At 41.4% G+C, this 2,752-nt stretch carries 2 protein-coding genes; one reads left to right on the forward strand and one right to left on the reverse strand.

Going from position 1 to position 2,752, the window contains the following annotated elements; all coding sequences use genetic code 11:
• Positions 1 to 97: 97 nt before the first annotated feature.
• Positions 98 to 226, forward strand: coding sequence for a hypothetical protein (locus tag AACW06_RS19130; RefSeq protein WP_272956776.1), 129 nt, complete (start codon positions 98 to 100; stop codon positions 224 to 226).
• 340 nt (positions 227 to 566) lie between these two features.
• On the opposite strand, the gene AACW06_RS19135 is transcribed toward AACW06_RS19130, so the two are convergent.
• Entirely contained in the window at positions 567 to 1,004 is a 438-nt protein-coding gene (locus AACW06_RS19135; protein WP_192076278.1) for an NUDIX hydrolase, read from the reverse strand.
• Between the last annotated feature and the right edge of the window lie 1,748 nt (positions 1,005 to 2,752).

Below are 2,752 nucleotides of genomic sequence, written 5' to 3' on the forward strand. Positions count from 1 at the left end.
GCCTAGTTAGCTGCTGCACTTTAGCTAGCAAATTACGCCAAAATGCCTAATTTGGAACACATTATTGCTTTCAAACGGCAAAGTAAAACGGACAGCTGTGAAATTAAAACCCAATCCACGAAATGCGTTTGGCAAAGAAGAAATGACCGAGGAAATCACCATTCCTGAGCTCGGTAATTTGCAAAGAATTCTATCGAAAAAGCCAACGACAGAGCACACGAAATGAATTTAGGCATTCATGAATTTCAACAGCAAAGAAGCCGCGTCAACGAACTTAACAAACACAACATTTCCCGTAAGCAGACTTCGTTAAGTTCAAACACTTCCCAAAAAGTGCCACTGGCGAGATAGTTGAGAAACTGAGAATTATCCGGTGTGTAGCTAGAAAACCGAAAGCCTTTCCACCCTAAATTCACAGCTTTTCTTAACCCCAGCTAACGCCCAATTAAGGGGTGAGCAACGCGATCACCCAACCTAAAGCATTGTGCCGTAACCACTAAAATTGAAGTAGAAGCAAAAATGCCAAGCGTTGGGAATCCCTCTTAAATTGTTTGTTATGCGATTTTTCAAAGGTTGCTATTAAGCCTTTGATTAAGCTCCCATAAGGCTATTCTGTTTGAGTCATATTTCAAAAGTTCACTAGCCTCTTGAAAACCACACCAACGAAACTTTGTATGCTCATTTGATAGCCGAGGCTCAGTAGACACCCGAACTGAAAAAGAATATTCAGGTACTACAAACTGATGATTAGTCCAATTTTCATGACCAGCATAGTACACTTTTGGAAGCATACACATTGAGTCCAATTGCTGCCATTCACTACCAATTAAACCAGTTTCTTCTTTAAGTTCACGCTTTGCAGCCTCGATAATGGATTCACTATCTTCACCGCCGCCTGAAACTGCTTGCCATACACCATTATCACTTCGTTTTCCGATTAAGTACCGAGGTTGTTCATTGAGTATTTGATACGGAAATACTAATACTTGAAATGGTGCTCTCATTGACTTTTCCTCTAGTCGCATAACGCCCAATTAAGTGGTGAACAACGCACTGGCCAAGCCGCTGCATTGCACCGTAAAACACTTTACTCAACGCATAGTAAAACTGCCACGCGTTGAGAATCCACTTGAATTGCTTGTTATGTGAATTTTACCGTGAATTCAAAGTAAACCACCGTAGAAATGAAGAGATTTGAATAAGTTACGTACAAAAATAATGCTTACCAAAACCTAAATTTCACAGCGATCTTAGCCAAAGAGAGCCACTTACAGAATCGACAACAAAGAAAGCGCCCTTTCACCCACAACAAAACATTTTGCTTCACCAGACTTTCAGAGCTGAACTTCAGCAAGAGAGTCAGTCAAAAAGACATTTCAATTAAAGCGATTTGAAACCGACGAAACTCAACACAAACCAGATCCAAAACTCAATTGAGGCAACCCAAGAACCTTAAAAACGATCAATCTCAGGTTGTTCAAGAATCCATTTCGACCAAGCCAACCTGCCGAAAATACAGAACGAATTCTCAATGAAATCGTAGCTTTGACCTTAAAAACTCATCCAACACATAACGCCCAATTAAGTGGTGAACAACGCACTGGCCAAGCCGCTGCATTGCACCGTAAAACACTTTACACAACGCATAGTAAAACTGCCACGCGTTGAGAATCCACTTGAATTGTTTGTTATGCAAATTCAATAAGATAAGCTGACTTTACTCGATCAAAAACCACAATTGCAATGGTTGAGTGATTAAAGAATCAACCCAAGCAAAAGCCGTGATAAATAAGCCGCAAAAATGAAGTCTGCCTTTCAGCGACAAACTAGGCTTTTGAACCAAACAAACTCAACGAGCAAAGCCTTCAACAAATACAAAATGATCGATTAACTTGCTCTTTCCACACTTTGCGCCAACTAAATTGACAACACGCCAACGCTAAAACCGATTGAGGCAAACAAAGAAATTTGTCTGTTTTACGGTTTGAGTTAACCACGAATTTGAGGGTAAAAATGCTCATTTTCCGACAGCTCAAAACGAATGGCCGGAGAAATCCCAAAAGATTGAACCCCTAAATTTACCTGAGTTGCATAACGCTGCGTTAAGTGGTGAGCAACGCGACCACAATCCTAAACCATTGCGCCTTAAACACAAAACTCAACCTAGAGCCGAAACTCCCAAGCGTTGGGAATCCGTCTTAAACGCCTAGTTAGCTGCTGCACTTTCGCTAACAAATTACACCAAAATGCCTAATTTGAAACACATTATTGCTTTCAAACGGCAAAGTAAAACGGACAGCTGTGAAATTAAAACCCAATCCACGAAATGCTCTTGGCAAAGAAGAAATGACCGAGAAAATCACCACACCTGGGCTCGGTAATTTGCAAAGAATTCTATCGAAAAAGCCAACGACAGAGCACACGAAACGCATTTAGGCATTCATGAATTTCGACAACAAAGAAACCACACCAACGAACTTAGCAAACACAACTCTTCCCGTAAGCAGACTTCGTTAAGTTCAAACACTTCCCGAAAAGTGCCACTGGCGAGATAGTTGAGAAGCTGAGATTTGTCCGGTGTGTAGCTAGAAAACCCAAAGCCTTTCCACCTAAATTCACCGTTTGTCTTAACCCCAGCTAACGCCCAATTAAGTGGTGAACAACGCACTGGCCAAGCCGCCGCATTGCACCGTAAAACACTTTACCTAACGCATAGTAAAACTGCCACGCGTTGAGAATCCACTTGAATTGC

This window comes from Vibrio sp. S12_S33 (assembly GCF_963889785.1).
Classification (GTDB): domain Bacteria; phylum Pseudomonadota; class Gammaproteobacteria; order Enterobacterales; family Vibrionaceae; genus Vibrio; species Vibrio aestuarianus.